Origin of the sequence: Pararhizobium sp. LjRoot235, assembly GCF_964254145.1 — a bacterium.
Taxonomy (GTDB): Bacteria; Pseudomonadota; Alphaproteobacteria; order Rhizobiales; family Rhizobiaceae; genus Pararhizobium.
The window spans coordinates 996745-1017444 of the sequence record NZ_CAXUSP020000001.1 but is presented as its reverse complement, the minus strand read 5'-3'; the positions used below and the strand labels follow the sequence as shown (position 1 = coordinate 1017444).

Genomic DNA, 20700 nt, shown 5'->3' with positions numbered 1-20700 from the left:
CAGAACTTTCTCATACAATCGGCGTGCTTACGCCAGACCCTTGCCCAGTCGTAAACGCGAAGACTAGTCCTCAAACGGGTCTGTCACAAGTATCGTGTCATCGCGCTCGGGGCTGGTCGAAAGCAGCGCTACCGGCGCCCCAATCAGCTCCTCCACCTGCCGGACATATTTGATCGCCTGGGCCGGAAGGTCTGCCCATTTGCGGGCGCCAACAGTCGATTCCTTCCAGCCTTCCAGCGTGATGTAGACGGGCTTTGCCTGTGCTTGCTGCGCCTGGCTTGCCGGCAGATGGTCGATCTCGACGCCGTCCAAGGTGTAGCCGACGCAGATCTTCAGTTCATCAAGACCATCGAGCACGTCGAGCTTGGTCAGAGCGATGCCGGTGATGCCATTGGTTGCCACCGACTGGCGCACCAGCGCGGCGTCGAACCAACCGCAGCGCCGCTTGCGGCCGGTGACCGTGCCGAACTCATGGCCCTTCTCGCCGAGAAACTGGCCGACTTCATCGTGCAGTTCGGTCGGGAACGGTCCCTCGCCGACGCGTGTCGTGTAGGCCTTAGTGATGCCGAGGATATAACCGAGCGCGCCCGGGCCCATGCCCGAACCGGCCGCTGCCTGTCCCGCCACGGTATTGGACGAGGTGACGAAGGGATAGGTGCCGTGATCGATATCGAGCAACGTGCCCTGCGCACCCTCAAACAGGATGCGAGCGCCCTTGCGGCGATGACGGTCGAGCAGCAGCCAAACGGTATCCATGAATGGCAAGACACGGGCGGCGATGGAGGACAGTTCCGCCATGATCGCGTCATGGCTCACTTCCGCCTCGCCAAGACCGCGGCGCAGCGCGTTGTGGTGTGTCAACAAGCGCTCGACCTTGGCCGGTAGCGTGTCGAGGTCGGCGAGATCCATGACGCGGATGGCGCGGCGGCCGACCTTGTCCTCATAGGCCGGGCCGATGCCGCGGCGGGTGGTGCCGATCTTGGTGCCGCTGTTGGAAGCCGCGTCCTCACGGATACCGTCGAGCTCGCGATGCAGCGACAGGATGAGCGTCGCATTGTCGGCTATGCGCAGGTTTTCCGGCGTAATCGTCACACCCTGCTTGTCAAGCTTCTCGATTTCGGCGATCAGCGCGTGCGGATCGATAACGACGCCATTGCCGATGACGGCGAGCTTGCCCGGACGCACGACGCCCGAAGGCAGGAGGGAAAGCTTGTAGCTGGTGCCGTCTATTACCAGGGTATGGCCGGCATTGTGACCACCCTGAAAGCGCACGACGACATCGGCGCGCTCCGAGAGCCAGTCGACAATCTTGCCCTTGCCTTCGTCACCCCATTGCGATCCGACCACCACGACATTCGTCATTTCAGTTTTCCTGTTTCCACGCGCCCGTCATTGCGCTGTCTTCAAACCCGCGCATCTATACTGTTTTGTTTTTTGGAAAGCGACCCTGTTTAGGCTTGGATTTGGGGTTTTTGCATGACATCCACTCGGTTTAGCCTGTATCAGGATACCTCTGGAAGCCTCAGGTCACAACGAGGCTTGAAAAGCAGTCTAGGGAAGCGCCACCTGTGAACCTCCAAGCATACGTCATTCTTTGCATCACCACATTGATCTGGGGTGGGAATTCGGTTGCGGGCAAGATGGCAGTCGGCCATGTCAGCCCGATGATGCTGACGAGCCTGCGCTGGGTGGTCGCCTGCATTGTTCTTCTGATTTTCTCGGCACTACAGGTGCGCCGCGACTTTCCCGCGATCCGCAAGAACTGGCTGCTTTTGTTCGGCTACGGTACGGTCGGCTTCACCGCGTTCAACGCATTCCTCTATTCGGCTCTGCAACATACCAGCGCCATCAACGCCGTCATCGAGCAGGCCGGTATTCCCATGGTGATCTTCGTGCTGAACTATCTGTTGTTCCGCACGGCCTTCTCGATGGCGCAGATCGCAGGCTTCACGCTGACGCTGTTTGGCGTGGCGCTGACCGCGTCGCATGGCGATCTCACCACGCTCCTGTCACTCAAACTCAATCAGGGTGACGCGCTGATGATGGCCGCCGTGCTGGTCTATGCCGGTTATACCGTGGCGCTGCGCTGGAAACCGAACATTCACTGGAAAAGCCTGATCGCGATATCGGCTTTCGGCGCGCTCGTCAGCAGCATTCCGCTCGTCATCTGGGAGCTTTCAGCGGACCGGCTCGTCTTGCCCGATGCTCAAGGGTGGGCCATCGTTGCCTATGCCGGCCTCCTGCCCTCTCTGGTTTCGCAGATCCTCTATGTGCGCGGCGTCGAACTGATCGGCCCCAACCGGGCAGGCCTGTTCATCAACACCATCCCGATCTTCGGCACGCTTTTGTCCATCGCTCTCATCGGCGAGGCACTGCAGCCCTTCCATATCGTCGCGATGGTGCTGGTGCTTGGTGGCATCGCGGTTGCGGAACGTGGCCGACCGCGTCCGGTAACGAAGGAACAGACCTCGTAGAGCGGTCATCCATTCGCTTCGTCAATGACAGGCGCGCCGGAGATCAATCCGGCGCGTCTCTATTCTCGTCCTGGACATGCGCGCTCCACGCGGCGCGTATCGGGGCTCACTCGACGTTGAACACCAGTTGCTTGGCCTGGCGGATTGCCGGGTTGGCGCGCAGCTTGTCGAGAACGTTTTCCGAAACCGCGGCATCGACATAAAGAAGCGCGATGGCATCCGAGCCGGCATGGTGACGACCAAGCTGGAAGTTGGCGATGTTGACGCCGGCATCACCCAACGTCATGCCGATGAAGCCGATCATGCCGGGAACGTCGGTGTTGGTGATGTAGACCATGTGGTTGCCGACGTCGGCATCCAGGTTGATGTCCTTGATCTGGATGAAACGCGGCTTGCCATCGGAAAAGACCGTGCCCGCAACCGAGCGCGTCTGGTTCGCTGTCGTCACCGTCAACTTGATGTAACCATCGAAGACACCCGACTTGTCGCGCTTGACTTCGGACAGGATGATCCCCTTTTCCTTGATCATCACCGGCGCCGAAACCATGTTGACGTCGGAGACCTGGCTGCGGATGAGGCCCGCGAGAGCCGCACTCGTCAGCGCCTTGGTGTTCATGCCGGCGGTGGCACCATCATAAAGGATCTCGATTTCCTTGATGGCGCTTTCCGTTACCTGGCCGACAAAGGCGCCGAGAACGTCGGCAAGCTTGATGAACGGCTTCAGGATCGGCGCTTCTTCAGCGGTGATCGACGGCATGTTGATCGCGTTCGAAACCGCGCCCTTGACCAGATAGTCCGACATCTGCTCGGCGACTTGCAGGGCAACATTCTCCTGCGCTTCCGTGGTAGAGGCGCCGAGATGCGGCGTGCAGACGACGTTCGGCAGGCCGAAGAGCGGGCTTTCCGTCGCAGGCTCGACTTCAAACACGTCGAAACCGGCACCGGCGACATGACCGGACTTGATGGCGTCGGCGAGGGCGTGCTCGTCGACCAGACCGCCGCGGGCACAGTTGATGATGCGCACGCCCGGCTTCGTCTTCGCCAGTGCCTCGCGGTTGAGGATGCCGCGCGTCTTGTCCGTCATCGGCACATGCAGGGTGATGAAATCGGCCTGGGCAAGCAGATCGTCCAGCTCGACCTTGGTCACGCCCATTTCCTCGGCCCTTTCCTTCGACAGGAAGGGATCATAGGCAAGTACGTGCATCTTCAAGCCGATAGCGCGGGCGCAGACGATGCCGCCGATATTGCCGGCGCCGATGACGCCAAGCGTCTTGCCGGTGATCTCGACACCCATGAACTTCGATTTTTCCCACTTGCCGGCCTGGGTCGAGGTATCGGCCTGCGGCAGTTGGCGGGCGACGGCAAACATCAGCGCGATGGCATGTTCAGCTGTCGTGATCGAGTTGCCGAATGGCGTGTTCATGACGATGATGCCGCGACGCGAGGCGGCCGGGATATCGACATTGTCGACGCCGATACCGGCGCGGCCGATGACCTTGAGGTTGGTCGCAGCCGCAATCAGCTTTTCCGTCGCCTTGGTGGCGGAGCGGATGGCGAGACCGTCATAGTTGCCGATGATTGCGGCAAGTTTTTCCTTGTCCTTGCCGAGCTGCGGCTGGAAATCGACTTCGACGCCGCGATCGCGGAAGATCTGGACGGCGGTTTCCGACAGTTCATCGGATACGAGTACGCGAGGTGCCATGATTGGCCTCCATTGGTTTCGTCAAAAATTGAAAAGGGGGGAGACCGCGCCCTGTGGCGCGGTCATAAACCAGTCAGGCCGCGGCCTGGGAAAGCGTCGCCTTCTGGGTCGCAAAAGCCCAGTCGAACCAGGGCATCAGCGCCCTGAGGTCGGCGGTCTCGATGGTCGCACCGGCCCAGATACGGAAACCGGACGGGGCATCGCGGTAGGCGCCGATATCGTGGGCAACGCCCTGCTTTTCGAGCAGCGCCACCATGCCCTTGGCAAAAGCGTCCTGCGCCGCAGCATCAAGTGCCGCAACATCCTTGTCTGCAATCTTCAGGCAGACGGAGGTGTTGGACTGCGTTGACGGATCTTCGGCCAGATTGGCCACCCAGTCCGTCTTTGCAACAAAGTCATGGATGACCTGCGCATTGGCGTCGGCCCGTGCAATCAGCACTTTGAGGCCGCCGATCTGCTTTGCCCAGTTGAGCGCATCGATATAATCCTCGACGCAGAGCATCGACGGCGTGTTGATCGTCTCACCCTGGAAGATGCCTTCGATGATCTTGCCGCCCTTGGTCATGCGGAAGATCTTCGGCAGCGGCCAGGCTGGCTCATAGCTTTCCAGCCGCTCGACAGCGCGCGGCGACAGGATGAGAATGCCATGCGCGCCCTCGCCGCCCAAAACCTTCTGCCAGGAGAAGGTGACGACATCGAGCTTGGCGAAATCAAGGTCCTGCGCAAACGCGGCAGAGGTGGCGTCGCAAATCGTCAGGCCCTTGCGATCAGCGGGAATGAAATCGGCATTCGGAACGCGGACGCCGGAGGTCGTGCCGTTCCAGGTGAAGACCACGTCGCGGTCGAAATCGAGCTTGGAGAGGTCCGGAAGCAGGCCGTATTCGGCCACGATCTTGCGGGTGTCGGGGAGCTTCAGCTCCTTGACGACGTCGGATACCCAGCCGGAGCCGAAGCTTTCCCAGGCGACCATGTCAACGCCGCGCGGACCGAGCAGCGACCAGAGCGCCATCTCGACAGCGCCGGTGTCGGACGCAGGCACGATGCCGATCCGGTAGTCCGCCGGCACTTCCAGAACTTCGCGGGTGAGGTCGATGGCCTGCTTCAGCTTGCTCTTGCCAACCTTGGCACGATGCGAGCGACCGAGTGCTGCATCAGAGAGCGCGTCGAGCGACCAACCGGGACGCTTCGAGCAGGGGCCAGAAGAAAAATGGGTGTTTTGCGGACGAATGTCCGGCGTAGCAGGGGTCGTCATCTGAGCTATCCTTCCAGATAGAAAGCCTCTCGTTAGGGAGAGGTGGCCTGCCGCCGTCAATATTGCGGACCGGGAAGGAAGTCAACACACTTATGTCGCTGCTGAAAAGATTTTTGGCGCTGATGAGCATGGTAGGCGGAACTAGGTCCTAACCTACCATAACGCCAGCCGCAGACCCGCGCGAACTTCGTGGCGGCCGAGACCGTCGTCGCGTCCGCTTGTATCGCCGCTGCCGAACATGTCGCCGTCGGCAATCTGCGAGTAGCGGTAGCCAATGTCGAGCTTCAGCCGCTCCGTCACGTCATAGGAAACCCCGGCCATCAGCGCATAGGTCAGGCGCCAGCTGCTGTCGCCGTCGAAAGACTGCGTGGCGGCGGCGGCGCCCGAGCAGGCGGCGGCGCCTGCGACGCAAGCGGTTGTCAGCGAGACATCGCTCCAGCGCAACTGGGTCACGCCGAGACCAGCGCCAAGATAGGGCGTGAAGCCGGCCAGCGTCGCGAGATCGACATAGCCGTTCGCCATGATGCCGGTCGCCCTGTAGTCGGCACGTTCTCCTGCGGCACAAGAGGTCCCGGCGGCCTCGCCGGCGCAGGGAATGTCCGCCTCACCCGAACCGTCGAACCGCCCTTCGAAATAATCGCCAGTCAGATCGGCACGAAACATGTCGTTGAACTGATAGCCAACACCCAAGGAGCCGGAGAACGGTTTGCCGAAGCGGGCCTCATCGAACGAAACGGTATCCGTCGTCCCCGTACCGGCGTCGAACAGGCGAAGCGACGCATCGCCCTGCTCCGTCCAGCCGGCATAGCCGAGATCGCCGCGCAGATAGAAACGCTGGGTTCCCGTTTCTGCCGCCGAGATGGTGACTTCCGGCGCATCGAGCAGATCGTCCGCCGCCATCGCATGACCACCGGCAAAAAGCAGCGCCAGCGCGGATGCATGGAGAAGAGTGTGCCGCATCGTATCGTCCTTGGGAATGCCTTCAGCGGCGGGGAACCGACCCTTCTCGGCCGCGTTTACGAGCGTTAACTATCGCAGCCCCAGGTTAACCAACGGTTAACCATGCTTCTTAATGAGGATGACGCAGGAATAGAAAAAGACCGCCCGGAAACCGGACGGCCTTTGAAATCAGAGATTCTGGTTCAAGGTTACTTGTAGACCATAGGCTCGACCGGCGGATCATAGACGGGGTCGCAATTTTCGCCGAACGCGTAACGCAGGCCCGCACGGCCTTCATGCAGATGGAACCCCTTGTCGGAGCCAGGCCCACCGTTCGAAGCAAAGCCGAACATGTCTCCACCGAGAACGCGGCGGTAGCGATAGCCGACATCTGCCTTCAGGTTGCAGGTGAGGTCAAAAGCGCCGCCGATCATCAGCGCATAGGTGAAGCGCCACGGATCCTTGCCTTCATGCTCGACCGTAGGATCGCAATTGGTCGGATCCGTCGTATCGCAACTCGTGTTGCGCAGGTTGCTCCAGTTAACCTTCGTGCCGCCAAGGCCGCCACCGGCATAGGCCGTGAACGAACCGTAGCTCCAGAAATCGACATAGGCATTCGCCATCAGGCTCCAGGCCGACATCGACGAAACGTCCGTCGAAACGCAGGAGACAGCCACACCACACGAGCCGGTCGTGCTGCCATGGAAATCGGACTTGCCAAGATAGTCGAGCGTCACGTCCGTGCGCAGATACTGGTTGATCTGATAGCCGACGCCGACGCCGAGCAGGTATGAATTATCGACTTCGGCGGAATCGAAATCCTGCAGGTTGCTATTGGAACCCTGGAAATAGTGGGCGCCACGCAGATTTTTATTCGAGAAGCCGGCATCACCGCGCAGATACCAGCCGCTGGCCGCGGCCACGTCTACCGGCTGCTGATACGGCTCCTGCGCGTCTACCGGCTGCTGATAGGGTTCCTGCGCGAGTACCGGCGCACTACCGAGGAGAACTGCAACAATGCCACTCCAAATCCTCTTCATGGCTCCCACTCCAATACTTTTGTTGCTTGGTCAGCCAAGAGAGAGGCCTCCAATACATAGGTGTCGAAGCGGATCATGAATAAGAAAGGTTAAGGTCCAATTAACTACAAAAATTTACCGTAACTATTAATGTGTTTGCTTAAACACAAAGCAACGCCCGACGTTTTCCTAGCAATAGCTAAAAAAGACCGGGCATAACCCGGCCTTTCTCGATGTATCGGAAATCGGCAAGCATCAGGCGACGTTGCGAACGGCGCTGATGACGCTGATCAGCTCGTCGACGATGCGTTCGACCTGCTCCCGGTCGTCGCCCTCCGCCATGACCCGGATCAGCGGTTCGGTGCCGGACGGGCGGATCAGCAACCGGCCGCTCTTGGCAAGCTCCGCCTCCGCGTCGGCAATTGCCTGACGGACGGTGACGTTTTCGAGCGACATGCCGGACGAAACCCGGACATTCTTCAAAACCTGCGGTACCGGGTCGAAGCGGTGACACACTTCGCTGACCGATTTTCCCTGACGCTTGACGCAGGCGAGAATCTGCAGCGCGGCGACAAGGCCATCGCCGGTGGTGCCGAAATCCGAGAGGACGATGTGGCCGGATTGCTCGCCGCCGACATTGAAGCCGTTCTGACGCATGTGCTCGACGACGTACCGGTCCCCGACCTTGGTGCGATGCAGGTTGAGGCTGCGTCCCTTGAGATAGCGCTCGAGGCCAAGATTCGACATGACGGTCGCAACGATGCCATCGCCGCTCAGCATGCCTTCGGCCGCCCAGCTATCGGCGATGACCGCCATCAACTGGTCGCCGTCGACAATCTTGCCATGCTCGTCGACGATCAGCACGCGGTCGGCATCGCCATCGAGCGCGATGCCGATATCGGCGCGTACCTCATGCACCTTTTTCTGCAATGCTTCCGGATGGGTCGATCCGCAGTCAAGGTTGATATTGATACCGTTCGGCTCGTTTCCGATCGTCACGACATCCGCACCGAGCTCCCACAGTGCAAGCGGCGCGACCTTGTAGGCGGCGCCATTGGCGCAGTCGATTGCAACCCTCAGGCCCTGAAGCGTCACATCGCGCGGCAGCGTGCGCTTGGCATGTTCTATATATCGATAGATGTCGCCTTCGACGCGCTTGGCCCTGCCGATTTCCTGCGACTTGGCGAGCTGTGCCGTCATGTCCTTTTCGAGCAGTTCCTCGATCTGGCCTTCCATCTCGTCGGACAGCTTGTAGCCATCCGGGCCGAACAGCTTGATGCCGTTGTCCTCGAAAGGATTGTGCGAGGCGGAGATCATCACGCCGATATCGGCGCGCAGCGAGCGCGTCAGCATAGCGACGCCGGGGGTTGGTATGGGTCCCAGCAGGAACACATCGAGACCTGCGGCGGTGAAACCGGCCACCAGGGCATTTTCCAGCATATAGCCCGAGAGGCGCGTATCCTTGCCGATCACCACGCGGTGCCGGTGCGCGCCATTGCGAAAGATCGTACCGACGGCAACGCCGACGCGCATGGCGAGATCCGGCGTCATCGGAAACAGGTTCGACTGTCCGCGGATGCCATCCGTCCCGAAATATTTGCGCTTCATAAAAACTCCAATTCTTGTCAAAAGCGCCAGCGCAACGTCAGTCACAGGCCGCCCGGGAGCCGCTTTTCCGCAACACCGGCTTTCCGGATCGCGTTTGAAGGTATGGCGACCTCAAACTGCGATCATGCGGAAAATTGCGCATGGGTATTTTATTGCCATAAAACCTTCGCAACAACATCCCGTGGTATCATCAGAATTCATTACAGCGCGTTACCAAATTATTCAGGACAAAGAAAAACCGCCGCATCTTTCGACGCGGCAGTTTAATTGGCATTTGTGCTCGGTGTCGCCTATTGCGGCTGCGGCTCGAACCCGCCTTCGGCCTCGTCGCCCTTATGGCCGACGGAACCATCCTTCTTCACGCCCGCCGAGGGAACGGCCGAGCCACGATGCGGAGGCGAGTCATCGCCGAGGTCGCGCGCCGGCTTTTCGCCGCGGATCAGCGCCCTGATTTCGTCGCCCGTCAGCGTCTCGTATTCGAGCAAGCCTTCGGCGATAGCAACGAATTCGGTGTGCATGTCGGTGATGATCCGCTTGGCTTCGAAATAAGCCTCGTCGATCAGGCGGCGGATTTCGACGTCGATCTTCTGCGATGTCGCCTCAGAGACGTTCTTGGTCTGAGAAACCGAGTGGCCGAGGAAGACCTCCTGCTGGTTCTCGCCATAGGCTACCTGGCCGAGTTCATCGGAGAAACCCCATTGCGTCACCATCGCGCGGGCAAGCTTCGTTGCCTGTTCGATATCGGACGATGCGCCGGAAGTGATGTTCTCCTTGCCGAAGGTGATTTCCTCGGCAACACGGCCGCCCATCATGATCGCCAGGCGCGACACCATCCACTTGTAGCTCATCGAATAGCGGTCGCCTTCGGGAAGCTGCATGACCATACCGAGCGCACGGCCGCGCGGAATGATCGTCGCCTTGTGCAACGGATCGGCAACGGGCACCTTCAGCGCAACGATTGCATGACCGGCTTCGTGATAGGCGGTCAGCTTCTTCTCGGCTTCGGTCATGGCGGAGGAGCGGCGTTCCGCGCCCATCATGATCTTGTCCTTGGCGTCTTCGAATTCCTGCATGGTGACGACGCGCTTGTTGCGGCGCGCAGCCATCAGCGCGGCTTCGTTGACAAGGTTCATCAGATCGGCGCCGGAGAAGCCGGGCGTACCGCGCGCGAGAACCTTCAGATCGACATTCGGCGCCAGCGGCACGTTACGGATATGCACCTTCAGAATGCGCTCGCGACCGTTGATGTCGGGGTTCGGAACGACGACCTGGCGGTCGAAGCGGCCCGGGCGCAGCAGCGCCGGGTCAAGAACGTCCGGGCGGTTGGTCGCGGCGATCAGGATGATGCCTTCATTGGCTTCGAAGCCGTCCATCTCGACCAGCAACTGGTTGAGGGTCTGCTCGCGTTCGTCGTTGCCGCCGCCGAGGCCGGCGCCGCGATGGCGGCCGACGGCGTCGATTTCGTCGATGAAGATGATGCAGGGCGCATTCTTCTTCGCCTGCTCGAACATGTCGCGCACACGCGATGCGCCGACGCCGACGAACATTTCGACGAAATCCGAGCCGGAAATCGTGAAGAAGGGCACATTGGCTTCGCCGGCAACGGACCGGGCCAGCAGCGTCTTACCGGTGCCGGGCGGGCCGACGAGCAGCACGCCGCGCGGAATGCGGCCGCCAAGGCGCTGGAACTTCTGCGGATCGCGCAGGAATTCGACGATTTCCTCGAGGTCCTGCTTGGCTTCGTCAACACCGGCGACGTCATCAAACGTCACGCGGCCATGCGCTTCGGTGAGCAGCTTGGCCTTGGACTTGCCGAAACCCATTGCGCCCCGCGAGCCGCCCTGCATCTGCCGCATGAAGAACAGCCAGACGCCGAGGATGAGAAGCATGGGCAGAAGCGTGCCGACATAGCTGAGGAAACCGGAGGAACCGTCGGTTTCGGGGCGAACCGTCACGGTTACGTTCTTGGCTTCCATGCGTTCGGTCAAAGCCGTGTCGATCGCGGGCGCATAGGTCTGGAAGGTCGCACCGCTTTCGGTATAGGAACCGATCACCTTGTTGCCGGTGATCAGCACTTCCTTGACGCGGCTGCCATCGACGTCCTTCAGGAACTGGGAAAAGGGAATATCCTTCGACCCGGTGCGCTCGGTCGGCTGCTGAAACATGCTGAACAGCGCGATCAGCAGCAGGGCAATGATTGCCCAAAGGGCAAAATTTCTGAAATTAGGGTTCATCGAACTCCCCGGAACCTGTGGCAACCCTCAATGATTTGCGGCTGCATTCTTACTTCTAACATAGGGTTGCGCGACCGGCTTGCCAAGGTAAACTCAGGTTCAACCTGTCTTTTCGGTCAAAACATCGTGAAACGGAGGAGCAAGATACCGGTCACGGCCAAAGAGCGCAGCGATGCTATTCGCCATCATCAGGTCGAAACGCGGCAAAAAGGTGTCGTAAAGGCCGATACTGCTTTCGACCAAGGGCTTATACGACAAGGCGCCCTGCCCCGCCGCAGAGAAGACCGGGGCGGACTTGGCCGCGCGTTTGACAATCGCCTCGGGGAGACCTGCGGCAATCGGTCTCGCCGCAAATTCCCTGGTGTCGACACCGCCGGCGACCATCAGTGGCTCTTCCCCGATATTCGAAACAATGAAACGGCCGTCCCAGATCGCTTTCTGACGAGGCCGAACAACGATTTCCGGCAAATTCCTTGCCTCCCGATAGAGATACAGGCCTGAACGGCGGCGGTCGAAGACCACCCGCCCGGCCGTCATCCGGCCATCCGTCCCCTCGGCCAGAAACGCGGCAAGCCGCGCCGCCGTCTCGCGCCCTGGCAGATGTTGCCTGCCGCCGATGACTGCCGTGAGCGACAGGATTGCACGGCGCCAATCCGGATCGGGCATATCTCCGGCAAGCGCCGGATCGATCCGCGCGGCAAGCCGCCCGAAGACAGCGACATGCCGCTCCAACAGATCAGCAACGCGTGCGCTGGAGCGGCACCGCGCTTCGGCCGCGGCCATGAATTGATCGATGGTCGACGGAGCGTCTTCATGGAGCGCCTGGCGAACCCGGACGCGCTCGAAGCGAGGATTGGCATTGCTCGGATCATCGAACCAGTCTTCGCCCCGCAGTGTGAGGTAACTGCGGATATCGGCCCGGCGCTGCCTCAGAAACGGCCGTAACACCCAGACGCGGCGATCGACAAGCATTCCATCGGCCATTCCCGCCAAGCCTAATGCACCTAGCTGCGAGCGGTCTTTCCGCATCGCAATCGTTTCGGCCTGATCATCGGCCGTGTGAGCGGTCACGATACACTGCGCACCCATCTCCTCCGCGGCGTCAGCCAACAAGACGTAACGCGCCTCGCGGGCCGCGGCCTGCAGGCCAGTCGCCGGCTTTTCACCCTGCCACCGGCGCGTGAGATGGGGGATTCCCCTGCCCGCGCAAAAATGTGCGACGGCACGCGCTTCATCGGCGGATTCCGGCCGTAAGCCATGATCGATGGTGCAGGCAGACAGGGAGAAGGCGGAAAAGCCCCCATGCGCAATCGCTTCGTGCAGCGCAAGCAGCAGCCCTTTCGAATCGCTGCCGCCGGAAACGGCGGCGAGGATCATGCCAGGTGTCTTGAAGGCCGAAAGAAATTGTTTCACCGCTTCGACAACGGCGGGCGGCGGAGCGCGATCTGCCTCAGCAGGCAAGGCGGCTCTGTTCGCTGGTAACCTTGGCCTTCACCGCAGAAGAAGCCTTGGGATAGCGCTTGTTGACCTCGCGCAGCGTCGCGCAGGCCGTGTCCTTGTTGTCGAGGGCAGCGAGCGACATGCCGAGCTTCAACAGCATTTCCGGCGCCTTTGGCGACTTGCTGTAGGTCTGGTGCGCATTCAGGAAGGTCTTGGCCGCGTCGTTGAACTTGCCTTGCGAATATTGTGCTTCACCCAACCAGAAGCTGGCGTCGGGGGCTTTCTCGCCATTCGGGAAGACATCCAGATAGTCGCGGAATTCGTTTTCGGCCTGGCTGTAGTCGCCAGTCAGGACATGGCCGTAGGCGGACTGGTAGAGATCGCCGGGATTGTCGAGCGCCGCCGTCTGCTGTTGGCTGTCCGGCGTCTGGTTGATGCCCTGATCGACACCCGGTAGTGTCTCTTCAAGACTGGCGGTGTTTCGATTTGCCGCAACAGGATTGCCGTTCTCATCAAACACGATTTCGCCGAGCGTCGTAGGCGGAGCTCCCGCGTTGCCGCCCGCAGTCGTATCCGATCCCAAACCTGCATTGGGATCGGTTGCTGCTGCCTGATCATCCGTTGCCGGCACGCCGGTGGATGCAGTGTCGTTCGAAGCCGGCGTGTTCACCTGGCTCTTCTTGGTCGAGCCCGACTTGCCGCTTTCGAGGTCCTGGAAACGGAACTCGTTGTCTTCCTGAAACTTCCGGATCTGTTCCTGCATCTGCAGGAGCTGGAAGCTCATTTCCTCGATGCGCCCGTTGAGCGAGCGGATCTGTTCCTCGAGCTGCCCGACGCGTCCAACTTCGCTGGACTGCACCTTGAGCAGCGGCGCCGTTTGAGTCTCGCCGTGAATTGCGCGGTTAAACAGCGCGGAAAGCGGCATGGCGGTGACTGTCTGGCCAAAGCCCGCAAAGGCGGTCAGGCCGATCACTCCCGCCACGACAAAATGTTTCATGTCATGTGTCCCGTTTGAATATTCCACTCTCGCCCGCAGCCGCTGCAAATCGGCCTTCGGGTGATTGCCGCACAGTTTTCCAATTGGCCTCAAAAAGCAACGGAGTTCGGTGAAAGTGTGACAAAAAATTAAGGAACAGCCCGAATGCCGGCCCCTTCCGCTGTGCGTTGGCTGAAACCACAGCAGCGCGCAAAATCCTCTTGCCAAATCCGAAAACAGAATTCACATAAAACCAGTTTTATTTCGCAATCACACACCGTTGCGGTGGTGGCACTCCAGACCCGGGACAACGATGCTCGGCAAAAAGAGGACCAGATATGGCAGATTTGACGATCAAACGCGGCGAGGTGGAGCTTGCCACCGAGACATTCGGCCATCCTTCCGACCCGGCCTTGCTGCTGATCATGGGGGCAATGGCCTCAATGCTGTGGTGGCCAGAAGAGTTCTGCGAGCAACTTGCCGCTCAAGGGCGTTTCGTCATCCGCTACGACAATCGCGATACCGGCTTGTCCACCACCTATCCACTCGGCGAACCCGGTTATACCCTTTCCGACATGGCGGAGGATGCGGTAGCGATCCTGGACGGTTACGGGATCAAAGCCGCCGACGTCGTCGGCATTTCGATGGGCGGCTTCATCGCCCAGCGCGTCGCGCTCACCCATCCCGATCGCGTCAGGACGCTCACCATCATGAGTTCAACCCCGCTGGGGATCTACGGCCTGCCGCCGTTCACGGATGCCTATAGCGAGCACGCGGCAACGGGAGAGACCGTTGACTGGACCGACCGCGCAAGTGTCCTCGACTTTATGCTGCGCAACTCAAGTATGATTGCCGGCATGACACATCCGCATGACGCAGCCGCCACGCGCCTGTTGGTCGAGCGGGACATGGATCGCGCCCGCTCGTTCGCAAGCGCGACTAACCATTTCATGCTTGAGGGCGGCGACGGCGACAAGCGCCTGGCCGCAGCCGACCTGCGCGTTCCCCTCCTCGTCATTCACGGAACCGCGGACCCGATTTTCCCGATCGCCCATGGCGAGGCTCTGGCAAACGCAGTCAGTGGCGCGAAGCTGCAACGGATCGAAGGCGGCGGCCATGAGCTGCACAGAAACGACTGGCCGCAAATCACGGGCGCGATCGGTGCGCACATCGGAGTCCGGTGACTTAAAAAAAACGGGCCGCGTGAAGAACACGCGGCCCGCTGCATTTGAAGAATCGTTAGGCTTTCACACAAGTCGGCAATTACATGCCGGCGCCACCGAGAACCGTAACGGCGCGGCGGTTCTGCGACCAGCAGGAAATGTCGTCGCAGACGGCGACCGGCTTTTCCTTGCCGTAGGAGATCGTCTTGATCTTGCCGGCCTGGATGCCGCGCGACGCGAGATAATCGCGGGTCGCGGCAGCGCGGCGTGCGCCGAGGGCAAGGTTGTATTCGCGGGTGCCGCGTTCGTCGGCGTGACCTTCGATCGTGATCGCATAGTTCGGGTAGCGCTGTAACCACTGAGCCTGCTTGTCGAGCGTTGCCTGCGCGTCGGCACGGATCGAGGTGGAGTCCGTATCGAAGAAGATGCGGTCGCCGACATTGACCGTGAAGTCCTGCGCCGAGCCCGGCGTCGCTGCGTTCAGGCCGAGTTCGCCGGCGCTGTTCGGCAGGTTGTTCTTCTTCGAGGCGCAGCCGGCGATGGCGAGCGTCATGACGAGGGCAACCATGACCGGATTGCGAGCGAGGGTTTGCATGCGGCCTTCGGCCTTGGCGTGAATGCGGCTCATGGGCCGGTCTCCTTGGATGTCTAAATTCAGGGTTGCCAGACTGTAACCGGAAGCGGTTAATCGACTTTCAACAAGTATGGTTAACAGAGTGTCAAAATACGAATGGAGGCTTGCTAGATCAGCCCTTTGCGGCGAGAAAGCGGCGGCCAGGCCACTTTCCTGCCGCATCGCAACAACGCTATTCGAGCAGCGGCGACCAGGCCGGATCGGATGCAAAGCCCTGGGTAGAGATCAGCTGCTCGTTGTAGCCGGTCAGATCGATCGAGTAGAGTTGCGGGCCACCGGCACCGGCATTCTGACGGAAGAACATCAGAACGCGGCCGTTCGGTGCCCAGGTCGGGCCCTCATTGTGGAAGCCCGTCGTCAGGATGCGTTCGCCCGAACCGTCCGGCTTCATCACGCCGATCGAGAACTTGCCACCCGACTGCTTGGTGAAGGCGATCAGGTCCCCGCGCGGCGACCAGACCGGGGTCGAGTAAGAGCCGTCGCCGAAGGAGATGCGGTTCTGACCGCCACCCGAAGCGCTCATGACGTAGAGCTGCTGGCGGCCGCCACGGTCGCTTTCGAAGACGACCTGGCTGCCATCCGGCGAATAGGAGGGCGAAGTGTCGATCGCGGCCGTCGAGGTCAGGCGCGTCGTCGTGCGCGAGCGCAGGTCCATCGTGTAGATGTTGGCGTTGCCTTCCTGCTGCAGGCTCATGATGACCCGCTGGCCATCCGGCGAGAAGCGCGGCGCAAAGGTCATGCCGGGGAAATTGCCGACGACCTCGCGCTGTCCGGTCTCGAGTTGCAGCAGATAGACGCGCGGCTCGTTGCCCTCGAAGGACATGTAGGTGATTTCCTGCTTGTTCGGCGAGAAGCGAGGCGTCAGCACGATATCGTTGGAATTGGTGACCGCGCGGGCGTTGAATCCGTCCTGGTCCATGATCGCCAGCTGCCGCTTGCGCGCTGTCTTCGGACCGCTTTCGGCGACGTAGACGATGCGGGTGTCGAAATAGCCCTTTTCACCGGTGATCTGCTCGTAAATAGCATCGGCGATGATATGGGCGACGCGGCGCCAGTTTTCCGGCTGGGTGAAGAACTGCTGGCCCGTCATCTGCTGGGCGCCAAAAGTATCCCACAGACGGAACTCTGCCTTCAGGCGGCCATCGCCTTCCTGCGTCACGCGGCCTGTGACCAGCGCCTGGGCATTGATGACCTTCCAGTCCTCGAAGCGCGGGGAGGCATCCGGATTGCTGATCTTCTCGATGAAAGCGGCCTTGTCGATCGGCGCAAACAGGCCGGAGCGCTTGAGGTCGGCTGCGACCACATCGGAAATCTTCTGCCCCAGCTCGCCCTGCAGGAAGTCGCTGACGGCGATCGGCATGGGCTCGACATTGCCCTTGTTGATGTTCAGTTCGACGCGCGCGGAAACAGGCGAAGTCGACAATGTGACCACCGCCGCGAGTGCGACGAGAAAACGGAAAAGATTGCGTTTCAGCATGTATCGAAGCCTTTCAGCCATTCATTCATTTCGTGTCATTGGATCATCATCGAGCTCGGATCGAAATTAACGACCACTTCGCTCCACGAGTCGTATTTTTCGGCGGGCAGACCTTGGAACGGCAAGGATTTCAGAATCGCTCGCCGCGCACCGCCAGCAATCGTCCGTCGCGCCGCTTCGGAACCGCCCGTCGCTTCCACCTCGGGCTCGCCTACGAGATTCCCTTGCGGATCAAGCTGCATTGTTACCTTGACCCTAACGTCGCCCGCATCCGCGATGCCGGCGAGGACGGACCAGTTCTTCTGAATCTGGCCGGTGAGCGCATCCATCTCGCTCTGCGAAAGGGTGTTGGCCGTTGATTTCGAGGTTCCGAATGCCTTCTCCGTCTTGCCGCGCTTTGCGCCGCCGTTCGAGGGCTCGGTCTTGTTGAGAAGGGCCGCAACCTCGTCGGCGTTGAAGTCTGACTCGTTCTGGGACGACGCCTTCTTCTTCTCTTTCTTGTTTTCTTCGTTCTTGCGCTCAGGTGTCTTTGCGGTCTGGGCCGGTTGCTCGACCTTCGGCTTAGCCACCGGCGTCGGAACCTTGTCCGGCAACGCTTCCGCGTCAGGATTTTCCGCAGGCTGCTCCTCTGCCGGCTGTTCCTCGGGCTTGAGATCCGGCTTCACCTCCTGCTTGGGCTCAGGAAGGGACGCGACCTCCGTCGCAGGTTCGGAAGCGGGCTTTTCCTCGGTAATTTCCTTGCTATCTTCCTTCACCGGATCGGGCGTCGGCAGAGCCTTCTCGGTTTTTTCCGGTGCAGCCGCAGACTCGTTGTTGCTCGGCTTGGCATCCGGCTTGGGCGGCGTCTTCATGTCGACCTTGTTTTCGCCGACGTTCTCCGCGTTTTCGACGGTATCCGGACGCTTGGTTGGCGTTACCGACGGAATTTCGGCTTTCGGCGCTTCTTTGTCGCCTTGCTGCAGCTTGGTCAATTCTTCGATCGGGACCATATCAACGGGCATCGCCTCGACATCGGCGACCTCGAAGTCTGCCGGACTGCCGAGTGATACCAGCGCCCAGGTCAGCACCAGGCCGTGCAGCACAGCGGATGTGATGAGACTTGTCTTCATCGCAGCGCTCTACTGGTCCTTCTTCGGTTGGGTAACGAGACCGATGTTCTTGAAGCCGGCTTCCTGGATGCGGGACATGACGTCCGCGATCACGCCGTAGGGCGACGTCGCGTCGCCGCGCACGAAGATGCGCTCGCTGTAGCCGGTCGTGGCGATCGCCTCGAGCTTGGCGGCGACCTCCTCGACGGGGATCGGGGTTTCCTGCAGGAAGACCTGGCCGTCACTCTTGACGGAGATGGTGATCGGCTGCGTTTCGGAATTGAGCGCCTTTGCCTGCGTTTCCGGCAGGTCGATCGGTACGCCGACCGTCATCATCGGGGCGGCAACCATGAAGATGATCAGCAGCACCAGCATCACGTCCACGAACGGAGTGACGTTGATTTCGCTCATGATCGCTTTGCCGCGGCCGCGACGGCGGCGTCCGCCGCCCGAGCCCTTCGATCCGCCTACTGCCATACCCATAGCAAATACTCCGTCTCTTAGGCCCGGTTACTGTGCGGCCTGGCGCGGCTGCTGCAGCTTTTCGTCGATCTGGCGGGAAAGGATGGCCGAGAATTCGTCGGCAAAACCTTCCATGCGGGAGGTGATCTTGCCGGCGTCGGCGGAGAGCTTGTTGTAGGCGATAACCGCCGGGATAGCGGCGAGAAGGCCAATTGCGGTGGCAAGCAGCGCCTCGGCGATACCGGGCGCAACGACCGCAAGATTGGTCGACTTCGAACCGGCGATCGCCTGGAACGAGGTCATGATACCGACGACCGTACCGAACAGTCCGACGAACGGACCGGCCGAGCCGATGGTGGCGAGTGAACCGAGTCGCGCCTCGAGCGTTTCGGATTCGCGCGAAAGCGTGACGTCCATCGCCCGGTCGATGCGCATCTGCAGACCAATCGGCGAGCGGGCGCCGCGTTCGAACGATTTCTTCCACTCGCGCATGGCGGAGACGAAGATCGCGCCCATGCCGGAAGTCTGCCGGTCCGATAGCGTCCGGTAGAGCTCCTCCAGCGACTGACCCGACCAGAACACCTGTTCGAAGGCATCGAGCTGGCGGCGTACCTTGCCGTATTTGAGCGTCTTGTCGACGACGATCGCCCAGGTCCAGACGGACGCACCGATCAGCCCCAGCATCACCAGCTTGACGACAAATCCCGCTTCAATGAAAAGCGACCACAGCGTTACGTCCGTCGTCGCCGCAGCCAATCCAACCTGTTCCATAGTCTCAAATCCCCGAATCCAAACGCCCGGCAAGAGCAGTCTCATGCTCACAGCCAGGTAGCTCAAACGTCATTGTTGCAAGATTGACCCGGCAGCTGCCGATAACCGGCCTTCATGCCGATCTTTAAGCTTCCTGTCTGCCTTCTTGCTTTCAATCTTGGTGAAAGGATGACGTGCACCGCACAAAACCCTAATAGGGGCATTAAGACATCATTATGGTTAAGGGAGTGTTACTTTATTGCGCTGCAATCGCGACGGACGATAGCAGGCGGCAGACCGCTCCGGGAACATTCCACCGCCGACCGCGTTAGCCGGCCATGAGCATCAACACACCGAAGAAATCACCGAAACGTCCCGCACGGCCGCATTTCGATCCCCGCGACCGCCTCATCCTTGCGCTCTACGCGCAGCTCCGCGCCGAGCGGGAAACCCGCGAGGCGCTGGAATGGGCGATCGAGAACGACGCGATATCGCCCGAGGTGCTGCAGGCCATGATTTCCGATCCAGTGCCCGTCATCACCAGCGAGGATGTGGCAGCCCTCGAGCGGCTTCTCGCCCGCGACACGAACACCAGGAACATCCCGCACTAGCCCGCTTGAAACGCAAAAGGTGGAGACATGGCATCGCGAGCATTGTGGAAAGGGCAGTTGCGCCTCTCCCTCGTTTCCATACCGATCGAAGTCTTCAGCGCGACGAAATCCGGCGCCCGCTTTTCCTTCCGCCAGATCCATGAACCCACGGGCAAGCCTGTCCACTATGACAAGGTTGTCGAGGGCGTCGGTCCTGTAGACATGGACGAAATCGTCAAGGGCTACGAGTACGAGAGCGGCAAATATGTCCTGCTCGAGCCGGAGGAAATCGACGCCGTCAAACTCGAAACGAAGAAGACACTGGAGCTCGTCCAATTCGTCGATGCGTGCGAGATTTCACCGATCTACTACGACAAGCCCTACTATCTAGTGCCTGCTGACGACCTTGCCGAGGATGCCTATCGCGTCGTGCGCGATGCGCTGCGTTCTGCCGGCAAGGTCGGGCTCGGCCAACTGACGTTGCGCGGGCGCGAGTACATTGCCGCCATAAAGCCGTGCGGCGACGGTCTGCTGCTCGAAACGCTGCACTATGCCGATGAATTGCGAAAGGCTGACCCGATGTTCTCGGGCCTTTCCGGCAAGAAGGCCGACAAGGAACTGCTGGAGGTCGCAACCGCCCTCATCGACCGCAAGACCGCCCCTTTCGACGCGACGACCTTCAAGGACAATTATTCAACCGCGCTGAAGGAACTGGTTCAGCGAAAGCTCAAGGGCAAGAAAACCAAGATCGAGGTCGATGAGGAAGAGGAGAAGGGCAGACGCGGCGACAATGTCGTCGACCTGATGTCGGCCCTGAAAAAGAGCCTCGAAGGGGGCGGCGGGAAATCCCACGTGTCGAAGAAAACCACGCCTAGGAAAAAATCCGCTTGAG

General features: G+C 60.5%; 18 protein-coding genes. 4 read left to right on the top strand and 14 right to left on the bottom strand.

The annotated features are described in order from the left end of the window. Positions 1-63: 63 nt before the first annotated feature. Positions 64-1362, bottom strand: coding sequence for an adenylosuccinate synthase (locus tag ACSQ2Z_RS04805; RefSeq protein ID WP_436080153.1), 1299 nt, complete (start codon positions 1360-1362; stop codon positions 64-66). 206 nt (positions 1363-1568) lie between these two features. Between ACSQ2Z_RS04805 and ACSQ2Z_RS04800 the strand changes: the two genes are divergently transcribed. Then, on the top strand, positions 1569-2474 hold the full coding sequence (locus tag ACSQ2Z_RS04800; RefSeq protein WP_436080152.1) for a DMT family transporter: 906 nt from the start codon (positions 1569-1571) through the stop codon (positions 2472-2474). Positions 2475-2580: 106 nt separating this feature from the next. Here ACSQ2Z_RS04800 and serA read toward each other — a convergent pair whose 3' ends face one another. The 8 genes from serA to ybgF all read right to left on the bottom strand — a co-directional run bounded on the left by serA (position 2581) and on the right by ybgF (position 13665). After that, positions 2581-4176 carry a phosphoglycerate dehydrogenase gene (gene serA, locus ACSQ2Z_RS04795; RefSeq protein WP_436080151.1) on the bottom strand — a complete coding sequence of 532 codons (1596 nt, stop codon included), beginning with the start codon at positions 4174-4176 and terminating at the stop codon, positions 2581-2583. Between the two features lie 73 nt (positions 4177-4249). Beyond that, positions 4250-5428, bottom strand: coding sequence for a phosphoserine transaminase (locus tag ACSQ2Z_RS04790; RefSeq protein ID WP_436080150.1), 1179 nt, complete (start codon positions 5426-5428; stop codon positions 4250-4252). Between the two features lie 153 nt (positions 5429-5581). Beyond that, the gene (locus ACSQ2Z_RS04785) at positions 5582-6388 is read right to left on the bottom strand and encodes an outer membrane protein (RefSeq protein ID WP_436080149.1); all 807 of its coding nucleotides are present in this window, start codon (positions 6386-6388) and stop codon (positions 5582-5584) included. Positions 6389-6576: 188 nt separating this feature from the next. Beyond that, positions 6577-7407, bottom strand: coding sequence for an outer membrane beta-barrel protein (locus tag ACSQ2Z_RS04780; protein ID WP_436080148.1), 831 nt, complete (start codon positions 7405-7407; stop codon positions 6577-6579). Between the two features lie 234 nt (positions 7408-7641). Next, positions 7642-8994 (bottom strand): phosphoglucosamine mutase, encoded by a 1353-nt coding sequence (gene glmM / locus ACSQ2Z_RS04775; RefSeq protein ID WP_436080147.1) that lies wholly within the window; start codon positions 8992-8994, stop codon positions 7642-7644. A 290-nt stretch (positions 8995-9284) separates the two neighbouring features. Further along, on the bottom strand, positions 9285-11228 hold the full coding sequence (gene ftsH / locus ACSQ2Z_RS04770) for an ATP-dependent zinc metalloprotease FtsH (protein ID WP_436080146.1): 1944 nt from the start codon (positions 11226-11228) through the stop codon (positions 9285-9287). A gap of 99 nt (positions 11229-11327) precedes the next feature. Then, positions 11328-12605, bottom strand: coding sequence for a tRNA lysidine(34) synthetase TilS (gene tilS / locus ACSQ2Z_RS04765; protein WP_436082978.1), 1278 nt, complete (start codon positions 12603-12605; stop codon positions 11328-11330). Between the two features lie 73 nt (positions 12606-12678). Further along, complete coding sequence (ybgF, locus tag ACSQ2Z_RS04760; protein WP_436080145.1) at positions 12679-13665, bottom strand: tol-pal system protein YbgF; 987 nt, start codon at positions 13663-13665, stop codon at positions 12679-12681. A gap of 317 nt (positions 13666-13982) precedes the next feature. Here ybgF and ACSQ2Z_RS04755 point away from each other — a divergent pair, with 317 nt between their 5' ends. After that, positions 13983-14828: an alpha/beta fold hydrolase gene (locus tag ACSQ2Z_RS04755; protein ID WP_436080144.1), complete on the top strand. Its 846-nt coding sequence runs from the start codon at positions 13983-13985 to the stop codon at positions 14826-14828. A 79-nt stretch (positions 14829-14907) separates the two neighbouring features. Here ACSQ2Z_RS04755 and pal read toward each other — a convergent pair whose 3' ends face one another. The 5 genes from pal to tolQ all read right to left on the bottom strand — a co-directional run bounded on the left by pal (position 14908) and on the right by tolQ (position 19239). Further along, positions 14908-15435 (bottom strand): peptidoglycan-associated lipoprotein Pal, encoded by a 528-nt coding sequence (gene pal, locus ACSQ2Z_RS04750; protein ID WP_436080143.1) that lies wholly within the window; start codon positions 15433-15435, stop codon positions 14908-14910. A gap of 178 nt (positions 15436-15613) precedes the next feature. After that, positions 15614-16918 carry a Tol-Pal system beta propeller repeat protein TolB gene (gene tolB, locus ACSQ2Z_RS04745; protein WP_436082977.1) on the bottom strand — a complete coding sequence of 435 codons (1305 nt, stop codon included), beginning with the start codon at positions 16916-16918 and terminating at the stop codon, positions 15614-15616. Positions 16919-16953: 35 nt separating this feature from the next. Beyond that, positions 16954-18027, bottom strand: coding sequence for a hypothetical protein (locus ACSQ2Z_RS04740; RefSeq protein ID WP_436080142.1), 1074 nt, complete (start codon positions 18025-18027; stop codon positions 16954-16956). Between the two features lie 9 nt (positions 18028-18036). Then, positions 18037-18489 (bottom strand): protein TolR, encoded by a 453-nt coding sequence (gene tolR, locus ACSQ2Z_RS04735; protein ID WP_018327843.1) that lies wholly within the window; start codon positions 18487-18489, stop codon positions 18037-18039. Positions 18490-18516: 27 nt separating this feature from the next. Beyond that, the gene (gene tolQ / locus ACSQ2Z_RS04730) at positions 18517-19239 is read right to left on the bottom strand and encodes a protein TolQ (protein ID WP_436080141.1); all 723 of its coding nucleotides are present in this window, start codon (positions 19237-19239) and stop codon (positions 18517-18519) included. A gap of 317 nt (positions 19240-19556) precedes the next feature. Here tolQ and ACSQ2Z_RS04725 point away from each other — a divergent pair, with 317 nt between their 5' ends. Both ACSQ2Z_RS04725 and ACSQ2Z_RS04720 read left to right on the top strand, forming a co-directional pair. Next, on the top strand, positions 19557-19829 hold the full coding sequence (locus ACSQ2Z_RS04725) for a hypothetical protein (RefSeq protein WP_436080140.1): 273 nt from the start codon (positions 19557-19559) through the stop codon (positions 19827-19829). Between the two features lie 27 nt (positions 19830-19856). Then, entirely contained in the window at positions 19857-20699 is an 843-nt protein-coding gene (locus ACSQ2Z_RS04720; protein WP_436080139.1) for a Ku protein, read from the top strand. Position 20700 lies beyond the last annotated feature (1 nt).

What these genes read in the sequence shown, in the direction of transcription:
- ACSQ2Z_RS04805 (WP_436080153.1), bottom strand. Translation starts at nt 1,362, where the DNA reads ATGACGAATGTCGTGGTGGTCGGATCGCAATGGGGTGACGAAGGCAAG.
- serA (WP_436080151.1), bottom strand. Translation starts at nt 4,176, where the DNA reads ATGGCACCTCGCGTACTCGTATCCGATGAACTGTCGGAAACCGCCGTC.
- ACSQ2Z_RS04790 (WP_436080150.1), bottom strand. Translation starts at nt 5,428, where the DNA reads ATGACGACCCCTGCTACGCCGGACATTCGTCCGCAAAACACCCATTTT.
- ACSQ2Z_RS04785 (WP_436080149.1), bottom strand. Translation starts at nt 6,388, where the DNA reads ATGCGGCACACTCTTCTCCATGCATCCGCGCTGGCGCTGCTTTTTGCC.
- ACSQ2Z_RS04780 (WP_436080148.1), bottom strand. Translation starts at nt 7,407, where the DNA reads ATGAAGAGGATTTGGAGTGGCATTGTTGCAGTTCTCCTCGGTAGTGCG.
- glmM (WP_436080147.1), bottom strand. Translation starts at nt 8,994, where the DNA reads ATGAAGCGCAAATATTTCGGGACGGATGGCATCCGCGGACAGTCGAAC.
- ftsH (WP_436080146.1), bottom strand. Translation starts at nt 11,228, where the DNA reads ATGAACCCTAATTTCAGAAATTTTGCCCTTTGGGCAATCATTGCCCTG.
- tilS (WP_436082978.1), bottom strand. Translation starts at nt 12,605, where the DNA reads ATGATCCTCGCCGCCGTTTCCGGCGGCAGCGATTCGAAAGGGCTGCTG.
- ybgF (WP_436080145.1), bottom strand. Translation starts at nt 13,665, where the DNA reads ATGAAACATTTTGTCGTGGCGGGAGTGATCGGCCTGACCGCCTTTGCG.
- ACSQ2Z_RS04755 (WP_436080144.1), top strand. Translation starts at nt 13,983, where the DNA reads ATGGCAGATTTGACGATCAAACGCGGCGAGGTGGAGCTTGCCACCGAG.
- pal (WP_436080143.1), bottom strand. Translation starts at nt 15,435, where the DNA reads ATGAGCCGCATTCACGCCAAGGCCGAAGGCCGCATGCAAACCCTCGCT.
- tolB (WP_436082977.1), bottom strand. Translation starts at nt 16,918, where the DNA reads ATGCTGAAACGCAATCTTTTCCGTTTTCTCGTCGCACTCGCGGCGGTG.
- ACSQ2Z_RS04740 (WP_436080142.1), bottom strand. Translation starts at nt 18,027, where the DNA reads ATGAAGACAAGTCTCATCACATCCGCTGTGCTGCACGGCCTGGTGCTG.
- tolR (WP_018327843.1), bottom strand. Translation starts at nt 18,489, where the DNA reads ATGGGTATGGCAGTAGGCGGATCGAAGGGCTCGGGCGGCGGACGCCGC.
- tolQ (WP_436080141.1), bottom strand. Translation starts at nt 19,239, where the DNA reads ATGGAACAGGTTGGATTGGCTGCGGCGACGACGGACGTAACGCTGTGG.
- ACSQ2Z_RS04725 (WP_436080140.1), top strand. Translation starts at nt 19,557, where the DNA reads ATGAGCATCAACACACCGAAGAAATCACCGAAACGTCCCGCACGGCCG.
- ACSQ2Z_RS04720 (WP_436080139.1), top strand. Translation starts at nt 19,857, where the DNA reads ATGGCATCGCGAGCATTGTGGAAAGGGCAGTTGCGCCTCTCCCTCGTT.